At 68.4% G+C, this 25839-nt stretch carries 23 protein-coding genes; 12 read left to right on the top strand and 11 right to left on the bottom strand.

The features are described from left to right. Positions 1 to 174 precede the first annotated feature (174 nt). The 4 genes from ACFOSH_RS23590 (at position 175) to pdxR (ending at position 7841) form a co-directional block, all read left to right on the top strand. On the top strand, positions 175 to 852 hold the full coding sequence (locus ACFOSH_RS23590; protein WP_378241209.1) for a peptidylprolyl isomerase: 678 nt from the start codon (positions 175 to 177) through the stop codon (positions 850 to 852). A gap of 675 nt (positions 853 to 1527) precedes the next feature. Continuing rightward, the gene (locus ACFOSH_RS23585) at positions 1528 to 2640 is read left to right on the top strand and encodes an acyltransferase family protein (protein WP_378241208.1); all 1113 of its coding nucleotides are present in this window, start codon (positions 1528 to 1530) and stop codon (positions 2638 to 2640) included. Between the two features lie 143 nt (positions 2641 to 2783). Then, the gene (gene metH, locus ACFOSH_RS23580; RefSeq protein WP_378241207.1) at positions 2784 to 6392 is read left to right on the top strand and encodes a methionine synthase; all 3609 of its coding nucleotides are present in this window, start codon (positions 2784 to 2786) and stop codon (positions 6390 to 6392) included. A gap of 12 nt (positions 6393 to 6404) precedes the next feature. Continuing rightward, the gene (gene pdxR / locus ACFOSH_RS23575) at positions 6405 to 7841 is read left to right on the top strand and encodes a MocR-like pyridoxine biosynthesis transcription factor PdxR (protein WP_378241206.1); all 1437 of its coding nucleotides are present in this window, start codon (positions 6405 to 6407) and stop codon (positions 7839 to 7841) included. Here the strand turns inward: pdxR and ACFOSH_RS23570 are convergent. After that, a complete protein-coding gene (locus tag ACFOSH_RS23570) occupies positions 7838 to 8566 on the bottom strand; it encodes an alpha/beta fold hydrolase (RefSeq protein WP_378241205.1) in 729 nt (242 codons plus the stop codon). The genes pdxR and ACFOSH_RS23570 overlap by 4 nt on opposite strands. A 212-nt stretch (positions 8567 to 8778) precedes the next feature. On the opposite strand from ACFOSH_RS23570, the gene ACFOSH_RS23565 reads away from it, so the two are divergent. Next, complete coding sequence (locus tag ACFOSH_RS23565) at positions 8779 to 10035, top strand: cytochrome P450 (protein WP_378241204.1); 1257 nt, start codon at positions 8779 to 8781, stop codon at positions 10033 to 10035. A 48-nt stretch (positions 10036 to 10083) separates the two neighbouring features. Here the strand turns inward: ACFOSH_RS23565 and ACFOSH_RS23560 are convergent, their stop codons facing one another. Then, on the bottom strand, positions 10084 to 11541 hold the full coding sequence (locus tag ACFOSH_RS23560; protein ID WP_378241203.1) for an MFS transporter: 1458 nt from the start codon (positions 11539 to 11541) through the stop codon (positions 10084 to 10086). 86 nt (positions 11542 to 11627) lie between these two features. Here ACFOSH_RS23560 and ACFOSH_RS23555 point away from each other — a divergent pair, with 86 nt between their 5' ends. Next, complete coding sequence (locus ACFOSH_RS23555) at positions 11628 to 12011, top strand: MarR family winged helix-turn-helix transcriptional regulator (RefSeq protein ID WP_378241202.1); 384 nt, start codon at positions 11628 to 11630, stop codon at positions 12009 to 12011. A 12-nt stretch (positions 12012 to 12023) separates the two neighbouring features. On the opposite strand, the gene ACFOSH_RS23550 is transcribed toward ACFOSH_RS23555, so the two are convergent. Then, positions 12024 to 12419 carry a PASTA domain-containing protein gene (locus ACFOSH_RS23550; protein WP_378241201.1) on the bottom strand — a complete coding sequence of 132 codons (396 nt, stop codon included), beginning with the start codon at positions 12417 to 12419 and terminating at the stop codon, positions 12024 to 12026. Positions 12420 to 12561: 142 nt separating this feature from the next. Between ACFOSH_RS23550 and ACFOSH_RS23545 the strand changes: the two genes are divergently transcribed. The 5 genes from ACFOSH_RS23545 (at position 12562) to ACFOSH_RS23525 (ending at position 16299) form a co-directional block, all read left to right on the top strand. Then, a complete protein-coding gene (locus ACFOSH_RS23545; protein WP_378241200.1) occupies positions 12562 to 12990 on the top strand; it encodes a hypothetical protein in 429 nt (142 codons plus the stop codon). Continuing rightward, a complete protein-coding gene (locus ACFOSH_RS23540; RefSeq protein WP_378241199.1) occupies positions 12984 to 13217 on the top strand; it encodes a helix-turn-helix transcriptional regulator in 234 nt (77 codons plus the stop codon). Before ACFOSH_RS23545 ends, ACFOSH_RS23540 begins: the two co-directional genes overlap by 7 nt. Continuing rightward, positions 13214 to 14176, top strand: a complete 963-nt coding sequence (locus tag ACFOSH_RS23535) for an NAD(P)-dependent alcohol dehydrogenase (RefSeq protein ID WP_378241198.1) — start codon at positions 13214 to 13216, stop codon at positions 14174 to 14176. Before ACFOSH_RS23540 ends, ACFOSH_RS23535 begins: the two co-directional genes overlap by 4 nt. Before the next feature lie 81 nt (positions 14177 to 14257). After that, positions 14258 to 15793 (top strand): alkaline phosphatase D family protein, encoded by a 1536-nt coding sequence (locus ACFOSH_RS23530; RefSeq protein ID WP_378241197.1) that lies wholly within the window; start codon positions 14258 to 14260, stop codon positions 15791 to 15793. A gap of 164 nt (positions 15794 to 15957) precedes the next feature. Continuing rightward, on the top strand, positions 15958 to 16299 hold the full coding sequence (locus tag ACFOSH_RS23525) for a hypothetical protein (protein WP_378241196.1): 342 nt from the start codon (positions 15958 to 15960) through the stop codon (positions 16297 to 16299). A gap of 37 nt (positions 16300 to 16336) precedes the next feature. Here the strand turns inward: ACFOSH_RS23525 and ACFOSH_RS23520 are convergent, their stop codons facing one another. The 3 genes from ACFOSH_RS23520 to ACFOSH_RS23510 all read right to left on the bottom strand — a co-directional run bounded on the left by ACFOSH_RS23520 (position 16337) and on the right by ACFOSH_RS23510 (position 18391). After that, positions 16337 to 17200, bottom strand: coding sequence for an alpha/beta fold hydrolase (locus ACFOSH_RS23520; RefSeq protein ID WP_378241195.1), 864 nt, complete (start codon positions 17198 to 17200; stop codon positions 16337 to 16339). Positions 17201 to 17228: 28 nt separating this feature from the next. Next, complete coding sequence (locus tag ACFOSH_RS23515) at positions 17229 to 18053, bottom strand: ANTAR domain-containing protein (protein WP_378241194.1); 825 nt, start codon at positions 18051 to 18053, stop codon at positions 17229 to 17231. Between the two features lie 182 nt (positions 18054 to 18235). Then, positions 18236 to 18391 carry an ANTAR domain-containing protein gene (locus tag ACFOSH_RS23510; RefSeq protein WP_378241193.1) on the bottom strand — a complete coding sequence of 52 codons (156 nt, stop codon included), beginning with the start codon at positions 18389 to 18391 and terminating at the stop codon, positions 18236 to 18238. Between ACFOSH_RS23510 and ACFOSH_RS23505 the strand changes: the two genes are divergently transcribed. Then, positions 18390 to 20366 carry a PP2C family protein-serine/threonine phosphatase gene (locus ACFOSH_RS23505; protein WP_378241192.1) on the top strand — a complete coding sequence of 659 codons (1977 nt, stop codon included), beginning with the start codon at positions 18390 to 18392 and terminating at the stop codon, positions 20364 to 20366. The genes ACFOSH_RS23510 and ACFOSH_RS23505 overlap by 2 nt on opposite strands. 6 nt (positions 20367 to 20372) lie before the next feature. Here ACFOSH_RS23505 and ACFOSH_RS23500 read toward each other — a convergent pair whose 3' ends face one another. The 5 genes from ACFOSH_RS23500 to ACFOSH_RS23480 form a co-directional block, all read right to left on the bottom strand. Further along, on the bottom strand, positions 20373 to 20927 hold the full coding sequence (locus ACFOSH_RS23500; RefSeq protein WP_378241191.1) for a cysteine hydrolase family protein: 555 nt from the start codon (positions 20925 to 20927) through the stop codon (positions 20373 to 20375). A gap of 69 nt (positions 20928 to 20996) precedes the next feature. Then, the gene (locus tag ACFOSH_RS23495; RefSeq protein WP_378241190.1) at positions 20997 to 21896 is read right to left on the bottom strand and encodes a poly(ethylene terephthalate) hydrolase family protein; all 900 of its coding nucleotides are present in this window, start codon (positions 21894 to 21896) and stop codon (positions 20997 to 20999) included. 64 nt (positions 21897 to 21960) lie between these two features. Continuing rightward, positions 21961 to 22512 (bottom strand): hypothetical protein, encoded by a 552-nt coding sequence (locus tag ACFOSH_RS23490; protein WP_378241189.1) that lies wholly within the window; start codon positions 22510 to 22512, stop codon positions 21961 to 21963. A 77-nt stretch (positions 22513 to 22589) separates the two neighbouring features. Then, the gene (locus ACFOSH_RS23485; RefSeq protein WP_378241188.1) at positions 22590 to 23771 is read right to left on the bottom strand and encodes a cysteine desulfurase-like protein; all 1182 of its coding nucleotides are present in this window, start codon (positions 23769 to 23771) and stop codon (positions 22590 to 22592) included. An 80-nt stretch (positions 23772 to 23851) separates the two neighbouring features. Beyond that, positions 23852 to 25837, bottom strand: a complete 1986-nt coding sequence (locus tag ACFOSH_RS23480; RefSeq protein ID WP_378241187.1) for a peptidase S8/S53 subtilisin kexin sedolisin — start codon at positions 25835 to 25837, stop codon at positions 23852 to 23854. Positions 25838 to 25839 lie beyond the last annotated feature (2 nt).

Below are 25839 nucleotides of genomic sequence, written 5' to 3'. Positions count from 1 at the left end.
ACCGAACAGGACACAGCCAACACAACAGCAACCCCAGCCCAACCCAGAGCCGCTTAAGTTCCTGGCATTGACCCTGAAGGTAGGGAAGGAGGCCTTCACGGACTGAATCGCAAGTGCGGCGCGCCCGCGTGAACTGCTACCCCACGACCACTCTTTTGGGTTAGGTTCCCCCTCATGAAGCTGCGCTGGGGTGTAACCGCCGTCGTCTCCGCTCTCGCCGTCGTCCTGCTGCCCGGGGTGGCCACGGCCGCGCCCGCGTCTTCGGCGTCCTTGCCGATCGTGCGCTGCGAGTTCACGCCGACGCCCGAGAACCCCGCCGCCCGGCCGGTCCTGCGGCCGATCCCCTTCGCGCTGACCCGCGGCACGATCGACGTCACGTTCCGCTTCAACTACGGCCCCGTCACCGTGCGCCTGAACCGCGCGGGCGCCGCCCCGTGCGCTGCGCACAACCTGGCGAGCCTGGCACTGCAGCGCTTCTACGACCACAGCCAGTGCTGGCGCCTGACGAACTCCGCACGCCTCGGCGTCCTTCAGTGCGGCGACATCTACGAAGCCGAGAAGGGCGGCCCGGGCTACAAGTTCCCGGACGAGGTCGACGGCACCGAGACCTACGAACGCGGCACCATCGCCATGGGCAATCAGGGCGCCGGCACCAACGGCAGCGAGTTCTTCATCGTGCACTCGTTCGCGAACATCCCGAAGAACTACTCGGTGATGGGCAAGGTCGTTCGGGGCATGGACGTGCTGGACAAGATCGTGGCCGCCGGCATCATCCCGACGGATCCGAACGGACCGCAGGACGGGCTGCCCGCTAAGCCGGTGAAGATCCAGAAGGCGACCTTGAGTTTCTAAGTGAGCCGGAAGTCAACGGTGGCGTGGCGAAGGTAGCGGCGGGAGCGGGTTCACCAACGGTCCCTGACACCTCTGCCGACTGTCCATAAGGGACGTCTCTCGAGACACAGTTGCCCGGTTTGGGTAATAGCACGTTTTTTCGAGGGGTCGTGAGTGGCAAAGAGGGTTCTAACGCTCTTTGCCACTCACGACCCACTCGCCAAATAGGACCCATCGCCCAAATCGGTCACCTGCGCCTGCACCTCAAGATGACGTCCCTCATGGACAGTCGAGAGAGGCATCAGAGACCGTCGACGAACCGGCCCCCTTAGGCTAATTCGGACGGCGCCGTAAAGCCGCCTAAGACGGTGACACCAGACCCCGGGACCGTGATCGGCCGTTGCCGACCAACGACGTCATGAACTCACCGCGCTCGACGAGCGCCCGGCCGCTGTAGCCGAATGCCCAACCCTCGTCATCCTCGGATCTTCTCGTCGAGAAAGCGTTGAGCGGCCACTGCAAGAAACTAGATCACCACAAGCCGCAAACGGTCGTTACCAATTGACGCCACGCGCCGTAGCCGTCTTCACCACGCACAGGAATCACACAGCCCCCTCACAGGAACCAGTCTTTCACCCTTTAGAGTGACGCATCCTCATCGGTCTGACTGCCGGTGGCGTTCCTGGGGGTTCAAGCATGATGACGCACGAGCAGTACCTGTCCACGAAGAGATTCCCGGCCCTCGACGGGCTGCGCGCGATCGCCGCGCTCCTCGTGGTGGTGTTCCACTACGGAGGACCGTCGTGGGCCATGGCCAACGGGTGGATCGGTGTTCACCTGTTCTTCGTCCTTTCCGGTTTCCTCATCACCACGCTGGCACTGCGCGAAGAGGACCGAAACGGCAGGATCTCGCTCGCGAACTTCTACATCCGTCGCGCGTTCCGCATTCTGCCGGTGTATTTCGCGGTACTGGGCATCATCGTGGTGTTCACGTACCTGCGCGGCCAGTACACCTCCAGTGGCCTCTCAGGCGCGATGCCGTACTTCCTGACCTTCACGAACGAGTTCGCCCACAACGCGCCCTTCGGTCAGTCGTGGACGCTGGGTGTCGAGCAGAAGTTCTACCTCGTCTGGCCGTTCATGGCCTTCGGCATCGCGGCGCTGAGTTTCCCGAAGCGGCTGGGCCTGGCGATCGGCCTGATCGCGCTCATGATCGCGCTGATCCCGGTGATGCCGTACGCCGGTGCTTACTCACCCATCATCATCGGTTGCGCGCTCGCGATCGGCCTCCACTACCGCAAGGGCTTCGCGATCCTCCGGGTCTTCACCCACCCCCTGGCCAGCTTCGTCCTGCTCGCGGCTCTCGTGGTCCTCCAGACCCATGTGACGGACATCGAAGCCTTCTTCCAGGACGGCGGAACGGTTGGCGGCACCACGTACGCGGTACTGGTCGCGCTGTTGATCACTTCGCTGATCCCGCGTGGCCCGATCGCCTGGCTCTTCTCCACCCCGCCGATGCGGTTCATCGGCGAGCGGTCTTACTCGGTGTACCTCTTGCAAGGGGTGGCGGCGACCGTGGTCGCCTTGTCGATTCCCCAGCTGGGCACGCACCGGACGCTGACCGCGATCGCCGTGACCGTCGTCGCCCTCGTCATTTCCGACGTCCTCTACCGCTGGGTCGAGATGCCGATGATCGACGTCGGCCGCAAGGTGGTCGCTTGGCGCGGAACACGATCCGACGCCCGGCGCAGACCCTCCCCACCGGATCCCACAGTGCGGGATGTCGAACCCGCCCTGGCCAGCGGCTGAGCAATTCAAGCGAAGCGCGCTTGAATTGATCCGGTACTCTGGTCGCCAAGGTCGAGAGGCGCTGCAACGGACCGCTGAGTCCGCCACGCTCGGCCCCGGACTTCATCGCAAGGGCGCCTCCCACGACATGGGAGGAGCGCTGGATGGAAACGACCGCCCTGAGAAAGCTGCTGAAAGAGCGCATCGTCGTGCTCGACGGCGCGTGGGGGTCGATGCTCCAGAACGCCGGCCTCAAGCCAGAGGACTACCGCACCGAGCGGTTCCAGGATCACCCTCGTGACATCACCGGCGACCCCGACCTGCTGAACATCACCAGGCCGGACGTCGTCCTCGACATCCACCGCCAGTATCTCGACGCCGGCGCGGACATCACGACGACGAACACGTTCACCGCCACCACCATCGGCCAGGCGGACTACGGGCTCGAGAACCTCGCGTACGAGATGAACCTCCGCGGCGCCCAGATCGCGCGCGAGGCGGCGGACGCGGCGGGCGGGAAGTTCGTCGCCGGATCGGTCGGGCCGCTGAACGTCACGTTGTCGCTGTCGCCGAAGGTCGAGGATCCGTCGTTCCGCGCGGTGACCTTCGACGAGGTGTACGCGTCGTACGCCGATCAGATCAAAGCCCTCGCCGAAGGCGGCGTAGACCTGCTTCTGATCGAGACGATCTTCGACACCCTCAACTGCAAGGCCGCGATCTCCGCGGCCCGTGACGTCGCACCGCATCTGCCGCTGTGGATCTCGGTGACGATCGTCGACCTGAGCGGCCGGACGCTGTCCGGGCAGACGGTCGAGGCGTTCTGGAGTTCCATCGAGCACGCGGACCCGCTGCTGGTCGGTGTCAACTGCTCGCTGGGCGCCGAGGAGATGCGCCCGCACATCGCCGAACTGGCCCACCTCGCGGGCACGTACACGGCCTGTCACCCCAACGCCGGCCTGCCGAACGCGTTCGGCGGATACGACCAGACGCCCGAGGAGACCGGCGCGCTGCTCGGCGACTTCGCCACGGCCGGGATGGTCAACGTCGTCGGCGGCTGCTGCGGCACGACTCCCGCGCACATCAAGGGTATCGCCGACGCCGTCCGCGGGATGGCGCCGCGGCACGTCCCGGATCCGAAGCCGCACACCCGGTTCAGCGGGCTCGAGCCGTTCGAGATCGGCAAGGACACCGGCTTCGTCATGATCGGCGAGCGGACCAACGTCACCGGGTCCGCCAAGTTCCGCAAGCTGATCGAGGCCGACGACCACCAGGCCGCCGTCGACGTCGCGCTGGAGCAGGTCCGCGGCGGGGCGAACCTGCTGGACGTCAACATGGACGCCGACCTGCTCGACAGCGAAAAAGCGATGACCACGTTCCTGAACCTCATCGCCACCGAACCCGAGGTCGCCCGGCTGCCGATCATGATCGACAGCTCACGCTGGACGGTCCTCGAAGCCGGACTGAAGTGCGTGCAGGGCAAGGGCGTCGTCAACTCCATCAGCCTCAAGGAGGGCGAGGAGCAGTTCCTCCAGCAGGCCCGGCGCATCCGTGACTACGGCGCGGGCGTGGTCGTGATGGCCTTCGACGAGACGGGGCAGGCCGACACCGCCGACCGGAAGGTCGCGATCTGCGGACGTGCCTACGATCTGCTGACGCAGAAGGCCGGTTTCGTCGCCGAGGACATCATCTTCGACCCGAACGTGCTCGCGGTCGCGACCGGTATCTCCGAGCACAACGGCTATGCCAAGGCGTTCATCGACGCGCTGCCGCGGATCAAGGAACGCTGTCCCGGCGTGCGGATCAGCGGCGGTATCTCGAACCTCTCGTTCTCCTTCCGCGGCAACAACGTCGTGCGTGAGGCGATGCACTCGGCCTTCCTGCTGTACGCGGTGCGCGCCGGGCTGGACATGGGCATCGTCAACGCCGGGCAGCTCGCGGTCTACGAGGACATCCCCAAGGATCTGCTGGAACTGGTCGAGGACGTGCTCTTCGACCGCCGCGAGGACGCCACCGACAGGCTGGTCACGTTCGCGGAAACGGTCAGTGGCAAGGGAACCCAGCGCGTCGTCGACCTCTCCTGGCGGGAGAACACGGTCGAGGCGCGGCTGAGCCACGCGCTGGTGCACGGCATCGTCGACTACATCGAAGAAGACACCGAGGAAGCTCGCCAGAAGCTGCCGAGGCCGCTCGAGGTCATCGAGGGTCCGCTGATGGACGGCATGAAGATCGTCGGCGACCTGTTCGGATCCGGCAAGATGTTCCTGCCGCAGGTGGTCAAGAGCGCGCGCGTGATGAAGCGGTCGGTGGCCTATCTCGAGCCGTACATGGAGGCCGAGAAGGAGAAGGCGCGCCTCGAAGGCCGGGTCGAAACCCGCCAGGGCAACGGGAAGGTCGTCCTGGCGACGGTCAAGGGCGACGTGCACGACATCGGCAAGAACATCGTCGGCGTCGTCCTCGGCTGCAACAACTACGAGGTGATCGACCTCGGCGTGATGGTCCCGGCCGCGGTCATCCTCGACACCGCCGTCTCCGAGGGCGCCGACGCCATCGGGCTTTCCGGGCTGATCACGCCGTCGCTGGACGAGATGGTCAACGTCGCCACCGAGATGGAGCGGCGCGGGCTGAAACTGCCGCTGCTGATCGGCGGCGCGACCACGTCACGCCAGCACACCGCGGTCCGCATCGCGCCCGCGTACGAGAGGACGACCGTGCACGTCCTCGACGCCTCCCGCGTCGTCGGCGTCGTCGGTGACCTGCTCGACGCGGACCGCGCCGAGATCCTCGACAAGAACAACCGGGCCGATCAGGAGAAGCTGCGCGAGCAGCACGCCAACAAGCAGCGCACCCCGCTGCTGACGGTCGAGCAGGCCAGGGCCAACCCGGAGAAGGTCTCCTTCGACGAGGTCCCGACACCCGCGTTCACCGGCGTCCGGTACGTCTCGCCGTCGCTCACCGAGCTGCGCGAGATGATCGACTGGACGTTCCTGTTCCTGGCGTGGGAGCTGAAGGGCAAGTACCCGGCGATCCTGAACAACCCGGTGGCGCGGGAGCTGTTCGACGACGCGAACACCCTGATGGACCAGATCATCGCCGAGGAACGCTTCCAGGCCAAGGGCGCGTACGCGTTCTGGCCCGCGCACTCCGAGGGCGACGACATCATCCTGGAGCAGGGTCTCAAATTCCCGATGCTGCGCCAGCAGACCAAGAAGCCGCTGGAGCGGCCGAACCGCTGCCTGTCCGACTACATCGCTCCGGCGGGGGCGGGCGACCACCTCGGCGGGTTCGCGGTCACCATCCTCGGCGCCGAGGATTTCGCGGCCGAGTTCGAGGCGCAGCAGGACGACTACCGCGCCATCATGGTGAAGGCTCTCGCGGACAGACTCGCCGAGGCGTTCGCCGAGTATCTGCACCTCCAGGCGCGGCGGGACTGGTTCGAACCCGACGCCGACCCGAAGCTGGAAGACCTGCACGCCGAGCGGTTCCGCGGCATCCGCCCCGCGCTCGGCTACCCGGCGAGCCCGGATCACAGCGAGAAGCAGGAGCTGTTCGACCTGCTCGACTCCGACCGGCTCGGGATGGCGCTGACCGAATCCTTCGCGATGACGCCGGCGGCGAGCGTCAGCGGGCTGATCTTCGCCCACCCCGATTCGCGGTACTTCACCGTCGGACGGCTGGGCAAGGACCAGGTCGAGGACTATGCCGTTCGCCGGGGCCTCGAACTGTCCACTGTGGAGCAGTGGCTGCGCCCGAACCTCGCCTACGAGCCCGAATGACACAATGATCGGGTGACTGCCGAGGGCTCGGACTTCCTGCAGCTGGACATCGGGGACGCACCACCGGGGCGCCGGTCGGACTGGCTGGCGTCGCGGTTGCGGCACGCCATCTCCGACGGCCGCCTGCCGGTCGGCAGCAGGCTGCCCGCGACCAGGGCGCTGGCCGCCGACCTGCGGGTTTCCCGCGGCGTCGTCACCGAGGCCTACCAGCGGCTGGTCGAGGACGGCCACGTCGCCGGACGTGGCCGTGCGGGCACGGTGGTCGTCGCGGCGCCTGCGAGGACGAAGGAACAGACGACGTCCGGTCCCCCGGCGGCGGGCACTATCTTCCGGCCCGCCCCGGGGATCGGCGTCTTCGACTCCCTGCGGTCGACCCCGGCGAAGATCGACCTGTCCCCCGGCGTGCCGGACCTGACAGCCTTCCCGAGGACGGCCTGGCTGCGCGCCGAACGCACCGTGCTCAACGACCTTTCGGCGGCGTCCTTCGGCTACGGCGATCCGAGGGGCGCGCCCGCGTTGCGGCTGGCCATCGCGCACTGGATCGCCCGCACCCGCGGCATCACCGCCGACGCCGACGACGTCCTGATCGTCGCCGGTGTCGCACAGGGTCTCGGGTTGCTGGCCCAGGTGCTGGGCGACAACGGGATCTCCGAGATCGCCGTCGAGGACCCGAGTTCGCTGGGCGCGCGGCAGCATCTGCACGACCGGCGGCTGGCGACGCCGCCGATCCGGGTCGACGAGGACGGGATCGACGTCGGCGAGCTCGTCCGCAGCGGCGCGCCCGCCGTGCTGCTCACGCCCGCGCACCAGTTCCCGACGGGTGTCGTGCTCGGCGGGGAACGCCGTCGCGAACTCATGCGCTGGGCCGCGGACGGCGGTCTGATCATCGAGGACGACTACGACGCCGAGCACCGCTACGACCGTCCCCCGGTCCCCGCGCTGCGATCGATGCTCGCCGAGCAGGTCTGCTACGCGGGCAGCGTGTCGAAGTGGCTCGCGCCCGCGCTCCGGGTGGGCTGGATGCTGGTGCCGCCGCGATACCGGGACGAGGTGGTCGCGGCCAAACGGTTCGCCGACCTGGGCAACGCCGTTCTCCCGCAGCTGGTGCTCGCGCATCTCATGGAGTCCGGCGAGATGGAACAACAGCTGCGGTTCGTGCGCAAACGGCATCGCCGGCGGCGGGACGCGATGATCGACGCGCTCCGGACGCATCTCCCGGACGCCGTGGTGCACGGCGCGGCCGCCGGGCTGCATCTGACGATCACCTTCGACGCCGAGTTCTCCGATCTCGACTTCGCCGCCGCCGCGCTCGAAGAGGGCGTGAAGGTGCAGCCGCTGTCGTGGCACTGTCAGCGGCCGATGAATCCGGGCCTCGTCCTCGGCTACGGGTCGAGCCCGGCGAGCGACATCGCCGAGGGCATCGCCGTCCTGGGGAAGATCAGGCGTTAGCCGGCGAACTGCCCGAGGAAGGCCAGGAGCACCGCCGGGTCTTCGACGTGGGCGTTGTGCCCCAGTCCGGGAAGTTCAGCGGAAGCCGGGCTGAGGGCGCGAAGCTGTTCGGGGCGGCTCATGGGGTCGTGCTCGCCGGCGGCGAGGGCGACGGGGCAGCCCGCCGCGCCGAGCAGGCCGGGCATGTCGGGCGCGCCGACGGCGAACGCGTGGGGGTCCAGGGCCAGTCGCCAGCCGCCTTCGGTTTCGACGACGCCGTCGGGGTCCGCTTCGGCCAGCCCGGTGAGACCGGCGATCTTGAGGAACGCTCGTTCGGCGTCCTCACGCTCCAGGAACACCCTGGGCGGTTTCGCCGCCATGTCCGCGGCCTTGGCCAGGTCGGTCTCGCTCCATTCGACCTTGACGCCGACCGCGAGCAGCCCGTCGATCCGGAGCCCGAACCACCCGCTGGCCAGGGCGAGTCCGACCACTCCGCCCAGGGAGTGGCCGATCACCAGCAGCGGACCGCGTTCCGGGAGCGCGTCGGCGACCGCCCCGGCGAGGCTGCCGAACGAGTAGTGCGCCAAGCGTGGTGACGCCCCATGCCCGGGCAGGTCGGGTGCCAGCCAGCGGTAGCCGGGCTGCAACATCAGGCCGTCCCACACCGCGCCCGTCGCGCCGAGGCCGTGCAGCAGGAGCACGGCAGGGCCGTCGGTTCCGGCGGTGCGCATCTTCAGCGTTTCCACCGGACGGATCTTTCCCCAGTCAGCTGTCCGCGGGCTAGTCCGTGTCCTGTGAGCCTGTTCGATGGGCTTCGTGATCCAGGTGGTTCCTGACGGTGCGGACGGATCGGCCTCGTACCGGGTCGTACTCGGCCGCATCCGCCCGTGCCGTCAGGGACCACCTGGGCGCGAAGACCGCGGACAGGCTCACAGGACACGGACTAGTGTTCGAAGTCGTGATCACCGATCCGGATATCTACACCCGGGGCGTGCCGTACGGGCATCTCGCGGCGCTGCGCCGGGAGTCGCCGGTCGTGCGGGTGGACGATTTCTGGGCCGTGCTGCGGCATTCGGACGTCAAGCACGTGCTGAAGAACCCGAAGCTGTTCTCGTCGCGCCTCGGCGGGACGCAGATCCGGGACCCGGCGACGGAGCAGGATCTCGGTTACGTCCGGCGGATGATGCTGAACATGGATCCGCCCGAGCACGCCCGGCTGCGGGGCCTGCTCACCAAGGCGTTCACGCCGCGCGCGGTCGGCAGGCTGACCGAGCGGATCCACGGCTGGGCGAGGTCGCTGATCGCCGGTGTCCAGGCGGACGGCGAAGGTGACTTCGCCGCCGTCGCCGCCGATCTCCCGCTGCTGACGCTGGCCGAGGTCTTCGGGATCCCCGAACAGGACCGGCGGTTGATGTACGACTGGAGCAATCGCGTGATCGGCTACCAGGACGCCGACTACGCGGTGAGCGCGACCGTCGAGGCGGGCGAGGTCACCGATCTCGCGCGGGCGGCGCTGGCCGTGCGGCCGGTCCCGGGGCCGGACGGCGCGATGCCCGATCCGCGCACCCGCGCCGGGATGCCGGATCTCTACGCGTACGCCACCGCGCTCGGCGAGGACAAACGCCGGAGCCCCGGCGACGACGTGATGAGCAACCTGATGAGGCACGTGGAAGACGGCGGGCGGGTGTCGATCGCGGAGTTCGAGAACCTGTTCTGGCTGTTTTCCGTGGCGGGCAACGAGACACTGCGCAACGGCATCCCCGGCGGGATGCTGGCGCTGCTGTCGCATCCGGATCAGTACCGGCGGCTGCTGGCCGACCGTTCGCTGCTTCCCGGTGCGGTGGAAGAGATGCTGCGCTGGTGGTGCCCGGTCATGCACTTCCGTCGCACCGCGACCGAAGACGTCGTCCTGTCCGATGTGGACATCCGGGCGGGCGACAAGGTCGTCGTCTGGTTCTCCGCCGCGAATCGCGACGAGTCCGTTTTCGAGGACCCGGACCGCTTCGACATCGGCCGTACGCCCAACGATCACCTGACCTTCGGGCATGGCCCGCATTTCTGCCTCGGCGCCCAGCTGGCGAGGGTGCAGCTGCGCGCGATGTTCGAAGCGGTCCTGGACCTGCTCGGCGAGGTCGAACTCGCCGGTGAGCCGGTGCGGTTGCGGTCGAACTTCCAGAACGGGTTGAAGTCCCTGCCGATCCGCTGGCAGGGATGAGTCCCTTCCCACGCCCCCGAGCGCGGGAAGGGACTCGCCACCCCCTGGTCACTCGGCCGCGGCGAACTCCCGTTCGGCGACGGCGGTGCGGGCTTCGGCCTTGCGCAGGCCCACGACTCCGGACAGCGCCACCAGGACACTGATCACGGCGATGCCGGTGACGACGGTCAGCGCGGGTGTCAGACCGTTCAGCAGCGCGGCCGGACCGGTGGCACCACCCGCGTTACCGGTCAGGACCGCGGTCACCACGGCGAGGCCGATCGCGCCGCCGACCTGGATCGAGGTGTTCAGCAGACCGCCGGCGAGACCCTGCTCGTCGTCGGAGATGCCGTTGGTCGCCTGGATGTTCAACGAAGAGAACGCCAGCATGAAGCCGATGCCCAGCAGGATCATGCTCGGCAGCACCGAACCGGCGTAGCTGGAACTTTCGTCGATCCGCAGGAACAGCGCGTACCCGATGACGTGGGCGACGACACCGGCGAGGATCGTGCGCGGGGTGCCGAGCCGGTCGATCAGCGGCTCGATCCTGGGCGAACCGAAGGCCACGATCAGCGCGGCGGGCAGGAACCCGAGTGCGGTCTGCAGCGCGGACCAGCCCAGCACGGTCTGCAGGTACAGCATCACGACGAACTGGAAACCGATGTAGGCGCCGAAGAACGTCGCGCCGCCGAGGTTGGCGCGGGCCAGCGGACCCGAACGCAGGATGCCGAGGCGGAGCAGCGGGTGCTTGCTGCGCTTCTCGATGAACACGAAGGTGACGAGCAGCGCGAGCGCGAGGACGAACGTGATCAGTGTCCGCGGGGCGGCCCAGCCGATCTCCGGTGCTTCGACCACGCCGAAGACCAGCAGGAGCGAACCGGCGGCACCGGTGATCGCACCCGGGAAGTCATAGCCGCCACCCGTCTGCGGCAGGTAGGACGGGATCAGCTTGACAGCGGCGACCAGCGCGGCGAGCGCGATCGGCACCGGCAGCAGGAACGTCCAGCGCCAGCCCACCTCGGTGAGCAGGCCGGAGAAGACGAGGCCCGCGGAGTAACCGCTGGCGCCGAAGACGGCGAAGATGCTGATCGCCCGGTTGCGGGCGGGGCCTTCGTGGAAGGTCGTGGTGATGATGGACAGGGCGGCGGGTGCGGTGAACGCGGCCGCGAGCCCCTTGATGAAGCGGGTGGCGATCAGCAGCGCGCCGTCGTCGACGAGGCCGCCGAGCAGCGAAGCGAGCGCGAAGACCGCGACGGCGACGAGGAAGACCCGGCGCCTGCCGAGTAGGTCGGCGGTGCGCCCGCCGAGGAGCAACAGGCCACCGTAGCCGAGCACGTAGGCGCTGATGATCCATTGCAGGGCGCCGGTGGAGAGGCCGAGTTCGGCCTGGATGGACGGGAGGGCGACGGCGACCATCGACACGTCGAGCGCGTCGAGGCCCACGACGACGGACACAGTGAGCAGGACACCCCAGAGGCGCGCGTCCCACCTTGTCGAGCTGGTGGACAGCTGCACGGAAGAACTCATGATCGGTACATTACATGCATGTGCATCTAATGCAAGAGCATTAAATGTCTTTGCATAAAATTCACGTGCATGCTATCTTGGGCCACGTGAGCGACGTCGCCGAACAAGACCTGCTGCAGGAGTGGCGTGCCCTGTCCGCCCGGCACGCGGCGGTCTTCGGCCGACTCGAGTGCCGCCTTCAGGAGCGCCACGGGCTCGGTGTCACCGAGTTCGAAGCCCTCGAACGACTGGTCAACTGCGTCGTCGGCAAGTGCCGCGCGGCCGACCTGACCGACGTCGTCCACCTGAGCCAGAGCGCCACCTCAAGGCTCGTGGCCCGCCTCGAGCGCGAGGGGCTCGTCGAGCGCGCGCTCTGCGAGTCGGATCGGCGCGGGATCTTCGTCGTCGTGACCGATGAGGGCCGTCGTCGCTACGAAGAGGCGAAGCCGACGCACCGGTCGACCCTCGAAGAAACCCTTACCGAGGCCTGACCAGGACTGTCGTCACTTCTCGCCGATCTTCACTGCGGTGAGGGTGATCACCGCGTCCGCCGCCACCCGCGCGCCCGGCGCCGGGTCCTGCTTGGTCTGGACCCAGTTCCGGTCCATCACGAGCATCCGCCCCTTGCCGGTCCCGTCGACCTCTCGCAGGTTGTACAGACCCGCCGCCTGCATCGCGTCCTGCGCGTCCTGATGGTTCATCCCGGAGACATCCGGGACGGTGACGAGCCGGGCGGCCGCCGACGTGGGAGCGCTCGTCTTGACGGAGGGCTGCGCGCTCGCGGCCGTCTCCGTGACGGTCGTCGGCGCCCCCGGACGCGGGTTTCCAGCGCCGCAGCCGACGAGACCGAGGGCGCCGACGGCGAGAAGCAGGGCGATCCGGCCGGCGGTCTTCGTCATCTCGGAACTCCAGTCTGTGGCGGTGAGACCGAGGAGAGTCGCGTGAGGGCCACTGATCGTTAACACCCGACCGGGCGGAACCCGCTTCGGATCAAGTAAAGAATTTTTGACACCGTGTCCGGAATTCTTTACCTTGGACGTCGTGGCACTGGAAGAGAAACGCGCGTGGATCCTGGTTGTGGTCACGCTCTGCGCCTACGCGGCGTACCTGATCGTCGTCCTCGGCCGGGCGGGTTCCGGCCCGCTCGTCGATGTCCCTTACGTGGCGACGTTGCTGTGGACGGTCGGCGCGGCCATCGTGGCCTCGATCGTGCTGCACATCGCCGCGTCGATCGCCTCACCGCGTGACGCGGGCCGGAAAGACCAGCGAGACCGCGAGATCGGCCGGTTCGGCGAGCACATCGGACAGTCGTTCGTCGTACTCGGCGGCGTCGCGGCGCTCGTCATGGCGATGGCGGAACTGGACCACTTCTGGATCGCCAACACCGTGTACCTCGCCTTCGTCCTGTCCTCCCTGCTCGGCTCGATCGCGAAGATCGCCGCGTACCGCGGGGGATTCCAGACATGGTGAAACCGACCAAGGTCACGAACTCCATCCGCGCCCTTCGGTTCGCCAAGGGCGAGATGACCCAGGCGGAACTCGCGGACCGGGTCGGCGTCACGCGCCAGACGGTCATCGCGATCGAGCAGGGCCGCTACTCACCGTCCCTGGAGATGGCCTTCCAGATCGCCAGGGTGTTCGGCGTCGGGCTCGACGACGTCTTCCAGTATCCCGGCCAGGAAACGAGGCCGCCGTGAAGGCGATCGCCCAGAACGAGTACGGCACCACCGACGTCCTGAAACTGACCGATCTGCCCGAACCCGAAGCGGGACCGGACGCCGTGGTGGTGCGGATCCGGGCGGCGGCCGTCGACCCCGGCGTGTGGCACCTCATGGAGGGCACGCCGTACCTGGTGCGCCTGATGGGCTTCGGGGTCCGGAGACCGAAGGCCTGCGTCCGTGGCCTGGACTTCGCCGGTGTCGTGCACGCGGTCGGCGACGGCGTCACCCGGTTCCAGCCGGGCGACGAGGTTTTCGGTACCTGTCAAGGTTCCTTCGCCGAGTACGCACTGACCACAGTGGACAAAATCGCGAAGAAGCCCGAAACGCTCGGCTTCGGCGAGGCGGCGGCCGTCCCGATCTCCGCGTTCACCGCGCTCCAGGCGCTTCGGGACCGAGGACGGGTCGCGCCCCGGCAAAGGGTCCTGATCATCGGCGCGGGCGGTGGCGTCGGGACGTTCGCCGTGCAGATCGCCAAGGCGTTCGGCGCGAACGTCGACGGCGTCTGCGGTCCGGGCAAGGTGGACCTCGTCCGGTCGCTCGGCGCGGACACGGTGTTCGACTACACCCGCGAAGAGTTCGGCGGCGGGTACGACCTCATCCTCGACACAGCGGGCAACCGGTCGCTGACGTCACTGCGGAAATCCCTTACCCCGCAAGGAACCCTCGTGATCGTCGGCGGCGAAGGCAAGGGGAAGTGGATCGGCCCGGTCGCCCGCAACCTGCGGGCACTGCTCCTCGGGCCGTTCGTGAAGCAGAAGCTCCGGGGCCTGTTCTCCACGGAAAACCACGACGATCTCCAGACGCTGCGCGCGCTCATCGAAGCCGGGAAGCTGACGCCGGTCATCGACCGCGCGTACCCGCTGGCCGAGGTCCCCGAAGCCATCCGATACGCGAGCGAGGGGCACGCGCGCGGCAAGGTCGTCATCACCGTCTGATGTTCGTCCTCGCGTTCACCTCCGGCCATCTCGGCGGTGTTCGGTGTCGGAGAGCGATCCGCCGAGCCGAGGAGACCACCGATGTCCGTCAACCGCCGCGACCTGTTGCGAGGCGCCGCCACGGCCGGTGCGCTGGGGCTGGCCTGGCCGTTGAGCTCGCGGATGACGGTCGCACAGGCGGAGGAGGCCGCGGCGGCGCTGGGCGCAACCTGGGACGAGGCGCCGTTCACGCTCGGCGTCGCGTCCGGCGACCCGGTCCCGTACGGCGTCGCGCTCTGGACCAGACTCGCGCCGAAGCCGATGGAGTTCGAGCAGCCGCTGGACGACACCGTCGAGGTCGGCTGGGAGGTCGCCACCGACCGGGGCTTCCGCCGCCGCGTGGCCCACGGGACGGCGGCGGCCACCGCCGGGCTCGGGCACAGCGTGCACGTCCCGGTGTCCGGGCTGGAGCCGGGCTCGCAGTACTACTACCGCTTCCACGCGCTCGGCAAGGTCAGCCGGGTCGGCCGCACCCGCACCGCGCCCGTGGGGCCGGTCCGGCGGGTGCGGTTCGCCTCGGCGAACTGCCAGGCGTTCCACGACGGGTTCTACGCCGCCCACGCCGGGATCGCGCGGGAAGACCTCGATTTCGTCGTCCACCTCGGTGACTACGTCTACGAGCACGGTCAGGTCGGCGGGAACCCGCTGCGCGACCACGAGGGCCCCGAGGTGCTGACACTGCCGGCGTACCGGCGGCGGCACGCGCTCTACAAGTCCGACCCCTCGCTGCGGGACGCCCACGCGGCCCACCCCTGGTTCATCACCTGGGACGACCACGAGGTCGTCAACGACTACAGCGGGACCACACCGTCGCTCCAGGCGCGGCGGTCGGCGGCGTATCAGGCCTGGTACGAGCACATGCCGGTCCGGCCCGATCACCCCTCGACGCCGAGGATCCATCGGCAACGCCGCTGGGGCGACCTGCTCGACCTGTCCATTTTGGACCTCAGGCAGTACCGCTCCGCGCAGAACCGGCCTGACGGCACGATCCTCGGCGCGGACCAGAAGGGGTGGCTCAAGGATCAGGTGACCGGCGCGGGCGAGGCGTGGCACTGCTGGGTGAACTCGATCATGCTGAGCCAGCTGGCGAAGCCGGGTGGCGGCTACATGTTCACGGACCAGTGGGACGGCTTTCTCGCCGAGCGCAAGGAGGTGCTGACTCACGTGGCCCAGAGCGGCCTCGAAGACCTCGTGGTGATCACCGGCGACTGGCATTCCGCGTTCGTCGACGACATCCGCCCGGACTTCGCGGATCCGTCCTCCCCGGTGATCGGCACGGAGTTCACCGCCCATTCGGTCACCTCCGGGGCCTACTCACCCGAATGGAACGCCACGAACGGACCGAAGATGGGCGCGGCGAACCCGCACCTCAAGTACTTCGAAGGCGACAGGTACGGCTACGACGTCTACGAGGTCACTCCGCGCCGCTGGAGCACGCACCTGCGGGTGGTCGGCGACCGGCGCGACCCGCGTTCGCCGGTGAGCACCCTGACGACGTTCCATGTCGACCGCGGCAGGCCGGGATCCTACGAGGACCGGGCCACGATCACCTCTCCGGCACAATACCGGCGGCGCTAGGCCAAAAGGGGAGCGGGAAACTCAGAAGAGGGTCGGGGGACGCTCTTTCGGAGCAGCGCGGCTCACCGCTCGCGTTCTCTTTTCACCTGCCCGATGAATTCACGACAATTCTTCCGTGCGGCTAATCTGAGCTTTCCATTGGGAACGATCCGCGGGAGAAAGCAATGAAGAAGAAAATCGCCGCTTTAGTCATGGCCGCCTTTTCGGCGGCCGGATTCCTGGCCGCTTCACCGGCCTCCGCGGCGACCGAAAGCCCGTTCCCACCCTACGGCTGCGACAGCAACCGCTACGGAGTCCTCTTCGGCGAGGGGATTTCCATGACCTGCTTCTCCCTGCCGAGACACTCGGAAACCTACCGAGTGGTGGCACACTGCGCGTCGGGATCGTCCTTCTGGTACACCGTCGGACATTGGGTTCCGATCGGTTTCGGCCCGTCGACGGCGGAATGTCACGGCGGCCTGCTCGCGAACGCCTACGTCGCGGGGTATCACGTAGACGACTTCTAATATTTCGATGAAACGATGTTGATCTTCCCTGGGCGTTTCAGCGTCCGCTCCCGACGGGTCCCCACCGGTCCACTTCCGTAGTGAGCCAACGCTGCAGGGAAAAGGCCAGTTCGACCGGCGCGTCGAACTGGATCAAATGCCCGGCGTCCGGAATGACATCGAGGAGGGCACCGGGAATCGCGTTCGCGAGCTGTTCCGCCCTGTCCACCGGGATCCAGGTGTCGTCCGCGCCCCAGATCACCTTCACCGGCAACGCGAGTTCCGGATAACGGTCCTGGATCTCGTCGGTGTACCGGACGTCCGCCTCGGCGATCTGCCGGTAGAAGGCGCGTTGCCCCTCCTCGTCCAGCCAAGGTCCGGTCAGCGCAGCCAGCTGCGCGCCGGTGAGACCACGATGGGAGGCCGTCCCGATATAGGACTCCAGCGCACCTCGGTGCACAGTCGGGGGCTGCGCCTGGAAGACTTCGGCGTTTTCGGCGACGAGCCGGAAGAATTCCGAGCCCCACGGCCGCAGCGCGACGACGTCCACCAGGGCGAGCGAGGCGTATTCGGCGCCGTGCAGCAGCTTCGCGCGCAGCGAAACGGCGCCGCCGTAGTCGTGCGCGATCACGTGCGGGGCCGCCAGCCCCCAATGCCCGAGCAGATCGGCGAAGAGTTCGCCCTGCGTCCCGAGATCGACGGCGTGGCCGGGTTCCTTCGACGAGCGGCCGTAGCCCGGCATGTCCCAGATGTGGACGGCGAACTCTTCACTGAGCGCTCGCGCGAAAGGCGCCCACAGCTGCGCCGACCACGGTGTCCCGTGGCACAGCACCACCGGGGCGCCCTCGCCGAGGCGTTCCCACGCCACCGAACGACCACGCCACTCGTACGTCCGCGTCAACTCCAGCTCGCCGAAACCCATGATCGCGATCCTAGTGGCGCCCGTCGGCTCAGTCGGGCAGCTCCAGTTCCGTATGCCGTTTGGACAGCATCTCCGCCAGTTCCCGGAGTTTGATGTTCATGTTCTGCGACGTGTCCCGCAGCACCTCGAACGCCTCCGCCGCGTCGATCCCGCGCCGTGCCATCAGGATGCCCTTGGCCTGCCCGATCGCGTCCCGGCTGTCCAGCGCCTGCTGGAGCTGCTCCTCCTGGAGCTGACCGCGCGTGACAGCATGCGTGGTCGCCAACGCCAGCGAAGCGTGCGTCGCCAGCAGTAGCAGCACGTCGCGGTCGGCCCTGGCGATGCCGTGCGGACGTCGCGAATAGACGTTCAGCGCGCCGGAAGGCTGCGAACTCGACACCTCCGGCAGCAGGGCCGTCGAGATCAGCGAGTGAAACCCGAGCGCCGCGGCGGCCGGGCCGAAGCGCGGCCAACGAGGGTCTTCGGCGAGGTTGTCGCTGAAGGCCGCCGCCGGTCCCGAAGCCCGCGCGGCCTCGACGCAGGCGCCCTCGCCGTACTGGTACTGCAACTGGTCCAGGTCACCGGCGATCTCGTCGGTCCGCATCGGCGTGTGGAACCCGCCGTCGGGATCGAGGAGGGTGACACTCACCAGATCCGCGCCCGGAACCAGGTCCCGCGTCGCGAAGACCACTCGTTCGAGGACCGCCGCGACCGAGCCGGAATCCAGCAACGCCCTGGTGAGAGAGACGAACTGAGTGACCAGTGGCCCGGCGATGAGCCGGGCGCCGTTCTCGGAGATCACCGGCAGTTCGCCGTCGCCGGCATCCTCGACGAATCGGTTCTTGTCCTGCTGCCAGTCGACTTCATCGGCCAAAGCCCGCCTCTCCCACTTCTGTACATCGGCGTGATGCACCACGGGAGTCACCGGCGGGAACCGGCGCCGAGCGCGCACCATCAACCGCCGCAACCAACCCGGTTACCGGCGGATCGGCGCTAACTTCTCAACGCTCAGAACCGCTTTCGAGAGCCGACTTTAGCCGAATGCGATCACCCCGCCTACCGCGACCCACGTTCGGCCAGTCCCGCACCGTCCCTGCCGGTCACGCCGTCGATGAACCGCTCGGCCACCTGGCGTAATTTGACGTTCTCCCGCTGGGACTGGATCACCAGCAACGAGAACGCCTCGTCCTCGTCGACCCGGCGGATGGCCATGAGCACGCCCTTGGCCTGGTCGACGACGGCACGGGAGGTCGACGCGTTCCGCAGTTGCCCGACCGTCGTCCTGGATCCCGTAGCAGTTCACCGCGCCCGCCAAGTGCTCACGGACGGCGACCCGGACGACTTCCCCGGTCCTGCCTGCTTCCAGGCAGGGGCCATTCCCGAGCCGGTACTGATCACGATCGAGCTCGGCGACGATCTCGGCGGTCGAGACGGCGGTGTGCGGGTGGCCGTCGCGAAGCAGCGTGATGGACACCTCGTCGACGTCAGGCACCGCGCTGGCCACCTGATGACAGATCTGACGCAGCAGAAGCTCGAGGTCTTCCTCGCCCACGAAGATGTCCCTCAGCGCGTGGAGGGCAATGGTCACCTCGTCCAGTGGCAGTGCCGTGCCCACCGGCTCTTGTCGGTTCATGGCGCGCCTCCTGTCCACTCCTGTCCTCATCCTGGACGAGGTGCCCATTCGAGTGCCGCCTCAATGTTTCGTTCCGGGTTCCGGTTGGTATCCGGGGCTCATGTCGCCGAGAACCCGGGGGTGATCACTTTGTCCTCGCTCCAGGCGGAGGAGCAACGACGGATCGTCGCGGCGTGCTTCGCCCGAACCGGACTCACCCTGGAACAGCTGTGGCTCAGGTACTTCGCGCTGGGCGGCGACGTCAGCGAACTCGAACTGGAGGCGTTCATGCAGGGGCTGATCCCCCTGCCCAGGATCCAGCGGGACATGGTGGCCCACGCGATCAACGAGCGGCTCGAGGAGGTCTCCGGCGCGCGCCGGGCGCCGTACAGCCTCGAGACGGCCGAGGACACCCGCCCTCGCGGACCTTTGGCCGCGCTGGTGGGCCTCCTCGCCGGCGCCCGCCAGGCCACCCCGGAGCAGCTGCCCGAGATCATCGCCGTGGCGGGCCGCGCGCTGGACCTGGAGGTCACCGTCTACCTCGCCGACCACGACCAGCGCGGGCTCCTCCCGATCTCCGGTGCGGAGACCCGCGACCGGGTGCCGCTGCCCATCGAAGCCAGTACCGCCGGCCGGGTGTACCGGCAGGCCGGCACCATGCTGGCCGAAGGGTCGGGAATACCGCGGCTGTGGACCGTGCTGCTGGACGGCGACGAGCGCATCGGCGTGCTTGAGGTCGAAGCCGGCCCGGGCGCCGATCTCCACGATCCCGCCCTGCGCACCCAGTGCCAGTGGCTCGCGTCGCTGTCCGGCCACCTCATCGCCGCCGCGATGCGGTACGGGGACGGCCTCGACACGAGGCGGCGCCAACGACGGCGCGGTCCCATCGCGGAGCTGATCTCGCAGAGCCTGCCCCCGTTGACCGCGGCGACGCGCGACATCGAGGTGGCGGGCGGCATCGAGCCCGCCCACGACGTCCGCGGGGCCACCTTCGACTACGCGCTGTCCGAAACGACAGCCTGGCTGGCGGTCTTCGACGCCGGCCGGGATGTCACCGCCGCAGGCCTGGCCGTCTCGACGGCGCTCGCGGCCTACCGATCCGCCCGCCGCGAGGGCCAGGGTCTGCGTGAGCAGGAAACCGCTGTCGACAAAGCGCTGGCGACGCAGTTCGGCAACGACACCAAGGTCCGCGGCACGCTGGCCGAAGTGAACCTCGCCGACGGCGGACTGCGTTATCTCGAAGCGGGCGGGAAGCCGCCGCTCCTACTGGGCTCCGGGCACGAACAGTCCACATTGGACGGCGCGGGACGCCCGCCGTTCGGCGGCGGGCCTCCCGGCCGGATCGCGACCACCAGGCTGCGCCCTGGAGATCTCCTGGTCCTGCATACCGAAGGCCTCTCGAACGCACGCGTCGCCGACGGCGAACAGTTCGCGTTCGCCGGATGCCTCGACGCCAACACCGGGCACATCCCGCCCGAAACCGTCCGGCGAGTGCTTCAGGCGGCGAAATCCCACTGCCACAACACTTTCACCGGCGACGCCTGCCTGCTGATCGCTCGCCGGCAGGGCCGCTGAGGCGGCTCAGCCGCTGAACTCGACATCTTCGGTCTTGACCGTCCCTCCCTTCCGGCCAGGCGCGGCCTGATACCGCCAGTACAGGTTCGTATGCGCGATGACCTGCCCCGGCGTCGGAGCTCCCCGTTCCGTCTTGTCCACCGTCGTATGCGCGTCGCCGACCAACGTCGCGTCATACCCGCGGACCAGGGCGCCGTGCAGCGTCGACCGGATGCAGACGTCGGTCTCCGCACCGACGACCACGAGCCGCCCGACGCCGCGTTCGGCCAGCACCTTCTCCAGATCGGTGTCCTCGAAGGAGTCCCCATAGGACTTGTCGACGACCGGCTCGGCGTCCTCGGGGGTCAGCTCGCCGACGATGCGCCATTCCTCGCTCTCCCGTACGAGTCCCTCGTCGGAATGCCGGACCCAGACGACCGGGACCTTTTCCTGCCGCGCCCTGCCGACGAGAGCGCCGATGTTCGCGACCACGGCGTCGCGCTCGTGGCCCTCGTCGACGACGCCGTTCTGGACGTCGACGACGAGGAGCGCGGTGTTCGGCCGGTTGTCGAGTGTGGTCATGATGGGGTATCCCTCCAGATCAGGCTGCTGTGGCAGACCCTAACCCGGAGCACCGACAAGAACCGGCGATCAAGCCCCGGGCACCGCCGAAGCCTTCGCGTTGCGCTGGACGTCGGACCATGCCCCGTCACGGCACAACCCGCAGGAAGGTCCGAAGAACTCCGCGCGGGCCCGCTCGTCACCGGACAGCCAGAACCGGAACCACGCCGTGATCGCCCCGCGGAACCCGCCGCCGTCGCCGACGGGCGTGAAGTGGGTCGCCCCGCCGAGTTCGCCGTAGATCGCGGGCACCTGGTTCGCGAGGCGGTACCTCGGGATGACCAGCAGCCCGGGGATGACGATGGTGTCGAACTGGCCACCGAGGAAGAACGAAGGTCCCTTCAACGCCGTTGCGGAGCCCTGCGGCCCCGGCTCGATCGGGATCGTGGCGGTGACGCGGGGATCCGCGCCGGCGGCGATCGCCCCACCACCACCCTGCGAGTGGCCGCTGGCACCGATGTGCGCGGTGTCGATCTTGCCCTGATAGGGACTGCCGGGGCGCGAGTTCTCGGCGATCAGGGTGGTGGCCCCGGCCAGCATCTCCTTGCCGGAGCCCGCGTTCGGGGTGTCGGCCGCCGCGACCACGAAACCGTGGGAGGCCAGATGGCGCAGCAGGCCGTCGTAGATCTTCGGGTTCGCGCCGGTTCCGTTGCCCCACAGGATCACCGGGTGTTTCTCCAGCCGCGAGGGCCGGTACACGGTGTGCGTGCTGTCGAGGGCTTCGACTGTCACCGCGAAGGGACCGGGTGCGCTCCACCGGTCCGTGATCCCGGTCGAGGCCGTCGCGGTGGGCGTGATGCCCACGGTCGCGAGCGCGACCATCCCGGCGATCAGTGTCCGTGCGCGAAGTCCCACCATGGTGGTCACCGTCCCGTTCCGTGCGGACCCCTTGCCCGCGACGTTCCCTTCCCAGGGTGTCGGTCCGGTCACCGCGGGTCCATGGGACCGATCACAAGATCCGGCGGACGAGTCTTGTCACCGGTCCCAAACCCGGTCAGCTGACGAGCTGCCACAGGTAGCTCGGGCTCTTCACCGGCGCGACGGCCTTCTTCTTCCAAAGGTACTTCACCTTGCAGGGCGGGACGATCCGGTACTTCTGCACGGTGAACGAGCGGCCTTCCTTGTACTGCTGCAGCCGCAGGGTCTTCCCGGCGGGCACCGTCGCGGCGTAGGACCAGGAATCCGACTTCGAATAGCTCGCGCCGACGGTCACCGCCAGCGAGACACTCGCCTTGGCGAAGATGACGCCCGCTTCGGCGCTGGTCGTACCGGTGATGGAGGCGTTGACCGAGGAGGTCGTGGTCTTGTTGTAGGTGATCGTGCCCGGCCCGCGCAGGTAGTCGCTGCGCAGGTTCGTCTTCATCCAGGCCTTGGCGCCGTTGGAGATCGTGTAGTTCGGCGGATCGTTGACCTCGGGGCAGGGCTGGATAGCGATCGACTGGGCGCCGGCGCCGAGTGCCGCCGGCGCCACGCACAGCGCGCAGCCGAGAAGGGCAGAAGCCGCCATCGACCGGAAACGCATCCCGAACCTCCCGTTGTCGATCATGAACGCACGGTAGTACGGCCATCCTCGACGACGCGGAAATCCAACCTGTTCGAGTTACGCCTGACTGTCCACTGTGGTCACCCGAACGTCGACAACCCGTCCAGCAACCTGTCGACGTCCTCCGCGCTGGTGTACGGTGCGAGCCCGACCCGGAGCGCCGGATCCTCCAGCTTCAAGGCCGCGAAGACTTCGTAAGCGTAGAAGGACCCGGCCGGGGCGACGATATTCCGTTCGGCGAGATGCCGTTGCGCCTCGCGCTCGCGGCCGCCGAGGCTCATCAAGAGGGTCGGGGTCCGTTCGGCCGCCTTACAGTGGACGGTGACCGCTTCTCCCAGCCCCTTTTCCAGCCGGGTGCGCAACGTGATTTCGTGTTCGTGCAAGGATTCCAGCGAATTCGTCAGCCGCTCCCGCCGGGTACCGCCCGATCCGGGGTCGATGTCGGCGAGGAAGTCCACCGCCGCCGCCGCGCCCGCGAGGATTTCGTACGGCAGGGTGCCGAATTCGTAGCGTTCGGGCACGGTGTCGGGCGACGGCATGAGCTTGTCCGGCTCGACGGTTTCGAGCAGGGCGGGCGACGCGCCGAGCACCCCGCAGTGCGGGCCGAGGAACTTGTACGGCGAGCAGACGAAGAAGTCCGCCCCCAGCGCGGGAACGTCCACCAGATCGTGGGCGGCGTAGTGCACCCCGTCCACGAACACCAGCGCTCCGGCGTCGTGGGCGAGCTCGGCGATCCGGCGGATCGGCGGCTTGGTGCCGAGGACGTTCGAAGCCGCCGTGACCGCGACCAGCTTCGTCCTCTCGGTGAGGACAAGGGAATCGAGGTCGAGTTCGGTGGTTTCGGGGTCGATGTCGAGCCAGCGGACGGTCATCCCCGCCCGCTCGGCGGCCTGGACCCAGGGCCGGACGTTGGCGTCGTGGTCGAGGCGGCTGACGACGATCTCGTCGCCCTCGCGCCAGTTCTTGGCCAGGTGCCGGGAAAAGTCGTACGTCAGTTGAGTGGCGCTGCGGCCGTGGACGACGCCTTCGGCCGGCACGTTGAGGAAGTCGGCGTACGCGGTGCGGAAAGCCGAGACGGCGTTCTCCGCGTTGCGTTCGGACGGGCTGACCTTGCCCCGGTTCGACAGTGGAGCGGTCAGTGTCCCGGCGATGGCGTCGGCGACGGGCCGGGGTGTCTGGGTACCCGCGGGTCCGTCGAAGAAGGCGGTTCCGTCGGCGAGGGAAGGGAAGTGGAGCCGGAGGGCGGCGACGTCGATGGCCATGACCTTGACTCTGACATCCGGCAAGGGACCGAGTAAACGCTTCGTGGCCGGAACTTTCTCCGGCCACGAAGCGCTCGGACTCAGTACAGCGTCAGCCGGTACGCCCCGGACTGCGCGGTGCCCGCGAGCAGGTACCGGCCGTCTGCGCTGATCGCCATCGAGAGCACCCTGGCGTCAGGGAGCGCGCCGGGCACCGGCGACCAGGTGCGGCCGAAGTCCGTGCTGCGCAGCACGCCTCCCCCGGTCGCGCTGCTCGCGAACCACACCCTGAAGTCGAACGGATGCGGCAGGATCCGGCTGATCTCCCGGCGGTCCTCACCGTCGTGGACCCGCCGGAACGTCCGGCCGTTGTCCTCGCTGAGCAGAATGCCCGCGCCGCCGACGAGGACACGCCCGCCACCCCATCGGCTCACCGAGATCGAGCTGACGGGTTCGTCGGAGACGTGGGTCCAGGTCTTGCCGCCGTCATCGGAGCGGGACAGGCCGCTGGAGTCCCCGCCCCAGACCCGGTTCGCGTTCCAGGGATCGCCCGCGAACGCGATGAACCCGTTGTCGACGGCGAGCTTTTCCCAGGTCTTGCCCGCGTTGTCACTGCGGTAGAGCACGTAGCCGCTGGGCGCGAAGGCCGAGACGAGGATCCGGTCCGGGTCGGCCGGATGCGCGAAGATCGTCCTGGGGATTCCTTCCTTCGCCTTCGCCGCGAACTGCCAGGTGCGGCCGCCGTCACCGCTGCGGAGCACGTCGAGCGCGAACCCGTTCCGGGTGACCTGCCAGACGACGTCCGGACGGCTAGGCGAGACGGACAGGTGCGCGTCCTCGTGCAGCCTGTCGGTGGGGTGCGACTGCCAGGCCCGGTCCGTCGCGGAGACCTTGCCGCGCGGGAGCGGGGTGTTGTAGATCTCCTGCACACCGGCCGCGACGACGTTCTCCCGCAGCAGGTTCCCGCTGGTCACAAGGTCGCGAATGGATTCGCCGGGGACGCCGAGCTGCTGGTAGCCGCTCTTGCCGCCGTCCGCGTACACCCCTCGGTACAGCGCGGAGATCAGCGTGGTGGCGGGTTTGCCCGCGGCGGCGGGGAGTTCGATCATGTCGCTGACGCCTTCACCCGCGGCGGGCACCGGTTTGCGGGTCCAGGTGCGGCCGAAATCCGCGCTGACGTCTATGTCGTTATACGTCGAAACATACAGACGGCCACCGACGAAGCGCGGCTCGCGCAGGGGTTGCCCGCCCGGTTCGCGGCGCAGCACCGTCCAGGTCTTGCCGCCGTCGGTGGAACCGTGCAGCTCGGTGCCGACCGTGACCACGAACCGCTTGCCGTCCGAAGCGACCTGGTTGACCTCGCCGTCGGTGCGGTAGACGAGTCCGGCCCGCGGCTCCTTGGTGCTGACCCCGCGGACCACCCACAGCGAGTACTCCGGGTAGACGGTCGTGAAGTAGGCGTCGTCGCCGACCATGGTGAGCTTGAGCGCGCCGACCGGCGCGGCGATTCCCTCACGCGGCCAGGTCCTCGGCACGTCGTTCCAGTTCTCGCCGCCGTCGGTGCTGACGCTCAGCGTGTCGAGGTTCTGCACCACGACGACCCGGCCGGTCGGGTCCGTGGCCATGCCGAACGCGCCGTCGGGGTACCACTCGCGCAGGGTCTCCCACGTCTGGCCGCGGTCGGTGGTGCGCAGCAGCATCCCGTGCCACTCGCCGACCTGGTTCCCTGGCTTGTTGCCCACCGCGAGCATGCGGTCCGGGTTCACCGGATCGGCGAAGAATCCCTGGATGGAGGTGTTCGCCGGCAGACCCCGGCGCGCACTCCAGGAGGCGCCGCGATCGCTGGAGAGCCACAACGCGGGCGGGCCGGGCTGCATCATCACGAGTCCGGCGGGCGACACGGCCAGCAACCCGCCGACGCTGTTCGGGCCGATCGGTTCCCAGCCTCCGCGCGGCAGCCCGGTCGCGTTGACGTCCGAGGGCGAGGGCAGGGGTTCGGCGGTGGCAGCTGACGTCGCCCCGGTGGTCCCGAGAACCGTCAGCAGCCCGAGAACGAACATGCGTTTGGTGATCGATCTCAGTTTCATGC

Source organism: Amycolatopsis speibonae, from assembly GCF_042647925.1.
In the GTDB taxonomy this organism is placed as follows: domain Bacteria; phylum Actinomycetota; class Actinomycetes; order Mycobacteriales; family Pseudonocardiaceae; genus Amycolatopsis; species Amycolatopsis speibonae.
Note: the sequence above shows the minus strand (reverse complement) of the source record. Positions and strands in the feature narration are given on the sequence as shown.

Bases quoted from the DNA above. Each gene is read 5' to 3' on its own strand.
- ACFOSH_RS23590 (WP_378241209.1), top strand. From the start codon at position 175: ATGAAGCTGCGCTGGGGTGTAACCGCCGTCGTCTCCGCTCTCGCCGTC.
- ACFOSH_RS23585 (WP_378241208.1), top strand. From the start codon at position 1,528: ATGATGACGCACGAGCAGTACCTGTCCACGAAGAGATTCCCGGCCCTC.
- metH (WP_378241207.1), top strand. From the start codon at position 2,784: ATGGAAACGACCGCCCTGAGAAAGCTGCTGAAAGAGCGCATCGTCGTG.
- ACFOSH_RS23560 (WP_378241203.1), bottom strand. From the start codon at position 11,541: ATGAGTTCTTCCGTGCAGCTGTCCACCAGCTCGACAAGGTGGGACGCG.
- ACFOSH_RS23550 (WP_378241201.1), bottom strand. From the start codon at position 12,419: ATGACGAAGACCGCCGGCCGGATCGCCCTGCTTCTCGCCGTCGGCGCC.
- ACFOSH_RS23540 (WP_378241199.1), top strand. From the start codon at position 12,984: ATGGTGAAACCGACCAAGGTCACGAACTCCATCCGCGCCCTTCGGTTC.
- ACFOSH_RS23530 (WP_378241197.1), top strand. From the start codon at position 14,258: ATGTCCGTCAACCGCCGCGACCTGTTGCGAGGCGCCGCCACGGCCGGT.
- ACFOSH_RS23525 (WP_378241196.1), top strand. From the start codon at position 15,958: ATGAAGAAGAAAATCGCCGCTTTAGTCATGGCCGCCTTTTCGGCGGCC.
- ACFOSH_RS23520 (WP_378241195.1), bottom strand. From the start codon at position 17,200: ATGGGTTTCGGCGAGCTGGAGTTGACGCGGACGTACGAGTGGCGTGGT.
- ACFOSH_RS23505 (WP_378241192.1), top strand. From the start codon at position 18,390: ATGAGCACGCCCTTGGCCTGGTCGACGACGGCACGGGAGGTCGACGCG.
- ACFOSH_RS23510 (WP_378241193.1), bottom strand. From the start codon at position 18,391: ATGGCCATCCGCCGGGTCGACGAGGACGAGGCGTTCTCGTTGCTGGTG.
- ACFOSH_RS23500 (WP_378241191.1), bottom strand. From the start codon at position 20,927: ATGACCACACTCGACAACCGGCCGAACACCGCGCTCCTCGTCGTCGAC.
- ACFOSH_RS23490 (WP_378241189.1), bottom strand. From the start codon at position 22,512: ATGATCGACAACGGGAGGTTCGGGATGCGTTTCCGGTCGATGGCGGCT.
- ACFOSH_RS23485 (WP_378241188.1), bottom strand. From the start codon at position 23,771: ATGGCCATCGACGTCGCCGCCCTCCGGCTCCACTTCCCTTCCCTCGCC.
- ACFOSH_RS23480 (WP_378241187.1), bottom strand. From the start codon at position 25,837: ATGAAACTGAGATCGATCACCAAACGCATGTTCGTTCTCGGGCTGCTG.